The sequence below is a fragment of the Marivita sp. genome (assembly GCF_051251565.1).
Classification (GTDB): Bacteria; Pseudomonadota; Alphaproteobacteria; order Rhodobacterales; family Rhodobacteraceae; genus Marivita.
In genome coordinates, this window is the sequence record NZ_JBPOFB010000040.1 from 1 (window position 1) to 6,518 (window position 6,518).

A 6,518-nucleotide genomic window follows, 5' to 3' on the forward strand; every position below is an offset into this window, starting at 1 on the left:
CAACGGCATCAAACCAATAAACCAGCAGCTAACCGCCGCATGATGATCGCTTGGACACCAGATTTGACAATAACTCCGTAAATGGTGGGTGGGTACCGCGCGGCGGCGACCAGTCAGTTGCCGCGGTTCTTGGTGATCGAGAACCCGTTGCATCGAAGGTCGCAAAGCTGGAACGGCCGGGATCGGTGTCCGATCAAACAAAATGTCGGCCCATTGACCGCTATCATCGACAGCAAGTTATCGCGGCACCAGATTGGCCCGGTACAAATTCAATAGAGATCAATTGATTTCGAGTGAGAAACGTTAACGATAATTTAAGGAGTACCGTTTTGAAAAATATTGACTGTGAGATTTCAGGTTTGGATGAAACACGTCGCCGGCCTGCTACCAGAAAGCCGTGTGTGATTTTCTTAGGGAGCCCAGTATATTTTTCACAGCGACTTTTGGATACCTTTCAAATGGAGTTTGACTGGGCTGAGTTCATACGGGTATCGAACCTGACTGAACTCGCTCAATTGACCAAAGGTAACAGCAATGCCGTTTTGGTGGTCATTGAAGAAACGCGGATTGAAGCTTTGATCCAGCATTGGCAAGTTTATCGTGAGGCCGCCGGAAAATCGAAAATCATTGCATCTTATTTTGATGAGCGGCTTGCGGCCAAACTGTTTTCTGCAAGGTCATCTTCAGACGCCCTTAGACAAGTCGGATTTCTTCCGCTCAATAGCCAGGTCGACGTATGGGTTTCGGTGATGAACGTGCTGCTTTGCGGTGAAGTATTGGTGCCTAGTGAGTTGATTGAAGCGAATGCAATTCCAGCGTTGCAAGACACGCCCAATGAAAGTTCCGACATTAAACTCACAAAGCGCGAATGGGATGTGGTTCGGCTGGTTGCTGCCGGAATGCAAAACAAGAACATTGCATCGGAACTCGACCTGTCACAACATACGGTGAAGCTTCATATCCACAATATTCTAAAGAAAATTGGCGTTTCGAACCGCACCTGTGCTGCGAGATGGTACAATACTTCGGTGCTTGTCGATCCTAACCGGAACCACGACGGCAATCATGACGGGATGCTTTAAGTAGAACGTGAAATGCCCTCATCACCTGATTTTGACCAGATTCTGTTGCTTGTTGGCAAACTGAACTACGCTTGGACAAATACCGAGAGCATGCTGATACATTTGATTGCCGGCCTCGCAGACACGGATAAAACGACCGCAGTTGTAATATTTTTAACCTTGAATACTACGCGTGCGAGGGTCGATCTCGTCGAAAGACTGGCCAAGATGGACAGGATACCAGTGGAGCAGCGAAGCCGAATTTTGGCCCTGACTGCTCGCATGATGAAAATCTCACCCCTACGAAATCGTTACAGCCACAGCATTTATGCATTCGATCCTAAAAGCGGTTCCGCTCGAACGATCATGATGCGTATTGCTGATCGCAAGGATGACCTGAAAATGGGTCGCAATGACACTATCAACGACGCATCATTAGACGAAATAAGCAACGCGATTTCCGAGCTAAAGAATATTAATGGCGCCTTTTGGTCATTGTCTGTGGAATTCGGCTATCCGATTTGATTAAGCGCGGTTGATGGTACCAGCCAAATTTTGGATCGGCCTTCACGAGGACAGTCGAATTTTCCTTTGCGCACCTATCCCGTGAATTTTTGTCGTTCGCCGAAGGTCGGGCGATGAAGACGCTGGCACCAACTGCAGCGAAGGTCTGCGGTCTGCTCCTTCACGAAATGAAGAAGAGTTCGAGAACCGAAGCTTGAACTATGGCGTCTCGGGTGGCTTACTATCGCTAGCCTATATAATAATTTTATGTCAACAAGCTAAACTGTTTACGTGGAGACGTATGAGGCGCCAACAAAAATGAATTTTTCATTTTTTATCAATTACTTATACTGCAATAATGGGCTACAGCCCCCCCTTGCAATCTCCTTTTTGACTTGCCATCCTCCCCACCTGACAGGCTCCGTGCTTTTCTTTGTTAATCACATGAAGCGCCAGCGCTCCTAGACTCCGCACGTACAAAACGAGGAAAAGCAGCCATTCTCTGCATGGTGAATCAACGACCGAGTTGCGGGACAAACCTGACCGTCGGCATCCAAACTTGAGTGTCTGGTATCTGCGGTTTGCGACTGTCGCGATTGTCGCGCAGCCCGAAAGCGGACCTTGATTTTTGACGCTTTACCATCTACAATTGACAGCAGGTCAAAAATAATTTCGACGTCCCCGTTGCGAGCCCAGCCGCAGGCAATCGAGAAGATCGGAAAATCCGAACGCACGCGCGCGGAGATCGTGAACGCCGTATTGGATTTCACCTGGTCGCGACCGTTTGCTGACATGACAATCTCCTCGCTGATGGATTTGACCGCATCATCGCGGTCGACATTCTATGCGCATTTCAATGACCTCCACGAGGGGCGCTGTCAGACGGATTCGAACCAGTCTCAGTATGCCCCCTAATATCGGAATTTATGCCGAACAAACCTGGCGCCATTCAGCAAGAGCGACGGCACGGTTTAGTTTGAAATTGTCTCTGCTGTAGAGGGCGCGTTCCTGGTTGAAATGATTGCAGACGGAGGCATGAACGAAGGTGAATTTCTGTAAACTTCGCATGCTGCGGAAACGCTGCATGGCCCGTTCTCGTCGTCGAAACGGCAAGTGTGAATTCTCAGCTCTATTGTTTTTCCAGCGTTCTGTTTCCTGTCGGCCAGCGTTGCCGATGTCTTTCATTGCCGCACCATAAGACCGGAGTTTGTCGGTCACCAGGATATGAGGGAGGCCGTGACGCTTCATGGTTTTCCTAAGGAATTTCAACGCTGCTTTGCGGTCTCGGCGCTTTGTCACGTAGCTTTCCAACACCTCGCCCTCGTGATCAACAGCACGCCAAAGGTAATGCATCTCGCCGTTGATCTTCACGAAAACCTCGTCGAGGTGCCATTGCCAGTTCGAATATGCGCGCATCCGGCTCACCCGATTTCGGCGGATTTCAGCGGCGAATATTGGGCCAAATCTATTCCACCAGTACCGCACCGTTTCATGGCTGATGTCGATGCCGCGCTCATGCAAAAGATCTTCGACGTTTCTCAGCGATAAAGGGAAGCGAACATACAGCATGACTGCGAGGCGGATAATCTCGGGGCTGCTGTGAAAGCCCTTGAAAGGGTCTGGTTTTGTCATGAGCAAAAGTTACGAAACCGCCCTGCCCGCCTCAACCCAAATCCTTCTGACAAGACCCCTCCCTGAGCTTGGCCATAGATTGCTAATGGAATTGGCAAATGCTGGCTTTGCGCCTCCGTCACCAGAGTTGCAGTCCACCTATGCGACTTTCCGGCTTGTTACACGGGCACGTCTGGCTTTGGATCATCTGGCTGATCCCTCGCCGAGGACACCCGAGAAATGGCCGCTGCGGGCCAAGGCTTATCTGACTGAAGCGCTCAATAGCTGACTCTGCATTGGCAGAGCCGTTTGGTCTTTGAGGCGCTTTTTCAGGTTTATGCAGACCGACCGTTTCGCCGCTTCCCGAAGAGTTGGCTTGTCGTTTTTCCTCTATGACATGGAAGGTATTCGTCGCAAGAGTTGTGGTCATTCCGGATTAAACGTGATGCCTCTGTGTCTCATGCAAACGAATTGCCTGCCCATCCGGAGACGGAATATCCCAGGGAACCTCGGGGGAGCATCGGGGCTGTATTCGGGCGGCGGGTTCACAGGGTATTCGGGTGCTTCGGAGGGAGGCACCTCGGTCGGGGCTTCGGCCGGTTTTTCGCTGGGGTTGGTTTCCCGCACCTCGGTCGGTAGGCGTCCGAACCATGCGGTTGGACCGACGGGCGACTGATTTGACGTAGTTAAGGCTAGCAAGTGTGTCAACGTATTCGCTCTTGAGACCACTCTGAGCTCAATTTTTGCTTGGACATATGTATTGCGTTGTTTGATTGCGTTTCCGTTTTTCGGTTCATCCAATGTCTCTGCCCGGAGTTTTCCAATTCCTCGAGAGCAGTGCGAACGGTTTCGCCGGCACGAGCAGCCGTTTTCAGGTCACTTTTAAGAAAGCGCATTGATCGCCCTACACGAACAGAAACATGGGCAAAGGGTAGGGGAAGAACCATGCGATCCCACCGACGGAGAGACACCGCTGGACTAACGTGTACGGAAACCGGCACTATCCGAGCGGCACAAGTTGCCGAGAGAATGACCGCTCCGCGTTTAACTTGGTGATACGGCCCGAGTGGTCCATCCGCGGCAATAGCCAAAAGACCGGGCTGTCTGATCAATACGTCCTGAAGCAACCCAAGAGTGTGGCGATGTCCGACTTGAAGAGACAGATTCCCAAAGGATTCAGTGATCCGACCGATAACTGCGCCTCGAAAACCCGTGCTGCTGAGCACCATGGCGGAGTACCTGTCAAGAACGGCCAGCAGTGGCACCATGTTGCCATGCCAGAACACGATTATGGTCGGTTTGCCGTCTTCTAACAGCTCATCAAGTTTCAGTTTTCCGGAAGCATCGAAGCGCCAGGTTGCTTTCAAAAGTCGCAGAAATATTACAAAAATGCTCGAGATCGCCCATACCGAGATGGAGACGACCAGATGCGCAATCTCTGACGTATACGGGCGAGAGACCATTACGTGCTCTTTCTAGAGCCAGCCATCGTATCGATGGGGCTCATCATGCTCTTGAAAAGTTTCAGCTCTTTTGTGATGCGCGCCCGCCATGCCCCGCGAGGTGAACTTGGCAAATACTCTGCGATTAATCTTCCGTACAAGTCTTCTATGGACACCGCCATCTTCCGGGAGGAATGCCGCGCTGCGCTGTCAAATGCCTGTTTGCGAAGTAAATCTTTATCCGGTTGCGTGAGCCGTTCAAAGGATTGAAGGGCGTCGGCGAATGCCGCAGGCTTCGCTTGGCTATCAAGAAGGAAACCTCCCCCCCGCGTTACGGCCTCATGAACTCCGGGGGCATCAAGAGCGATGACCGGAAGACCCGCAGCTTGGGCCTCGGTGACAACAAGCCCTTGGGTTTCGGTAAGGGAGGCAAAGACAAAAATGTCCATGGCAGACAAGGCATCAGCAATGGCTCTGCCCTTCAACGAACCAGCAAAAATGACCCGATCGGCGACGCCAGATCCAGACAGTTTTTCCGTCATGGCGCATTTCTGCGTTCCATCGCCACCAATGAGAAATACGGCAGTTGGCGAGTTGCGCAAAAAGATTGCAACGGCCGATGCCAGAAAGGCGAGATTCTTCTCGGCTTCAAGGCGGCCAATGTGACCAATGACAAAGGCGTCGGGCTTGAGACCAAGAGATTTGCGCATGCGGCTGCGGTCGCCGCCGGATACACGGCCAGCGTTTATGCCAGTGGGGATCGTGACGACGGGTGTCGCCAGACCCGAAGACTTCAACATGCATCGAATGCTGTCACTTGGTGCGATCACCGCATCCGCAGTCTGACAAAACGCCATCATTGATCGACGTATTAGTTTTTCGAGCCAGATCCCTCCTCCAAGGGCACGGACATACAGATCATACCTTGTATGAAAGGTGTAAACGATAGGTATGTCGAACCACGCAGCAGTATGTAGAGCGGTTCGTCCGAGCAGAAATGGGTGATGCGCATGAACGATGTCCGGTCCGAAAGCGTGGATTTCACGACGAACGCGCATCGACATGATCGGAAACGGCAAATCTGCGCAACTTGTACGAGCAAGAACGGGGACCCGCAGAACATCGTCTTCTTGATGTGCCACCTCTGGCAGACGTGAGGTGACGATCAGTACGGAGTGCCCGCCTTTGATCAGTTCCTTGCGAAGTAACGCGATGCTTTGTGTTACTCCGCCAAGTCGCGGAAAATAGGTATTTGTGAACATCAGGATTTTCATATGGAGCACCCAAGAAACTGGTTATTCAAAGCGTAACCGGCTAACGAGTCTGCCCCGTTGACGGCTGTCATTGGTCGTCAGCTTTTCTGCTTGCTTCCAGTTTCTTCAATTTGTCGAAAAAAGCTTACGCATAAATAACGCGGGACCGCCTCTCCCGACTGCCACATCCCAAGTTGCCCTGGTTGTGCTGGCCAGAAAATGACGGTCCCGGATCGAAAGGCTTCTACGCATCGACAGTTCTTCGTCACCTTTGTTCGCCTTGCGACTTACGCCAGTTTCTTCTCTGTTTTTGCTCCCTCTTCCGATAATGCCAAACTGTCTGATTCCCGGATTGAAGGAATTGACGAAGATCAATGTGACTCGGATCAAAGAGGCAATTTCAGAGAAAAGTCCAATTCCGCATCCCCCAAGATCATTTCCGGTGTGATCTCTGACCTTATGGGCAGTCCTGCAGCATTTCTGAGGAGGTGGATCTTGGCCATGAGGCCACCTCCTCAGCGGAAAAAACCCTGTCGCGGAGTCCCCCATTTATCATCTGCTGCAAGATGATGAGTTATGGCTGAATCTGGTGTCTGGGCGGTTTGAATGACGGCGGTGCATCTGGTTGGTTTGTTGTTGCGACACAA

Annotated in this window: 6 protein-coding genes; 3 read left to right on the plus strand and 3 right to left on the minus strand. The window is 51.4% G+C overall.

Translation table 11 applies throughout. The features are described 5' to 3' along the window. Positions 1-329 precede the first annotated feature (329 nt). A complete protein-coding gene (locus ACSHXH_RS18880) occupies positions 330-1,082 on the plus strand; it encodes a response regulator transcription factor (RefSeq protein WP_435673349.1) in 753 nt (250 codons plus the stop codon). A gap of 12 nt (positions 1,083-1,094) precedes the next feature. Continuing rightward, the gene (locus tag ACSHXH_RS18885) at positions 1,095-1,586 is read left to right on the plus strand and encodes a hypothetical protein (RefSeq protein WP_435673350.1); all 492 of its coding nucleotides are present in this window, start codon (positions 1,095-1,097) and stop codon (positions 1,584-1,586) included. A gap of 903 nt (positions 1,587-2,489) precedes the next feature. Here ACSHXH_RS18885 and ACSHXH_RS18890 read toward each other — a convergent pair. Next, the gene (locus ACSHXH_RS18890; RefSeq protein WP_435673351.1) at positions 2,490-3,197 is read right to left on the minus strand and encodes an IS6 family transposase; all 708 of its coding nucleotides are present in this window, start codon (positions 3,195-3,197) and stop codon (positions 2,490-2,492) included. Here ACSHXH_RS18890 and ACSHXH_RS18895 point away from each other — a divergent pair. Next, complete coding sequence (locus tag ACSHXH_RS18895) at positions 3,196-3,465, plus strand: hypothetical protein (RefSeq protein ID WP_435673352.1); 270 nt, start codon at positions 3,196-3,198, stop codon at positions 3,463-3,465. The genes ACSHXH_RS18890 and ACSHXH_RS18895 overlap by 2 nt on opposite strands. A 415-nt stretch (positions 3,466-3,880) precedes the next feature. Here the strand turns inward: ACSHXH_RS18895 and ACSHXH_RS18900 are convergent, their stop codons facing one another. Continuing rightward, complete coding sequence (locus ACSHXH_RS18900; protein WP_435673353.1) at positions 3,881-4,639, minus strand: lysophospholipid acyltransferase family protein; 759 nt, start codon at positions 4,637-4,639, stop codon at positions 3,881-3,883. Further along, positions 4,639-5,892, minus strand: coding sequence for a glycosyltransferase (locus ACSHXH_RS18905; protein WP_435673354.1), 1,254 nt, complete (start codon positions 5,890-5,892; stop codon positions 4,639-4,641). The genes ACSHXH_RS18900 and ACSHXH_RS18905 overlap by 1 nt, the downstream gene beginning before the upstream one ends. Positions 5,893-6,518 lie beyond the last annotated feature (626 nt).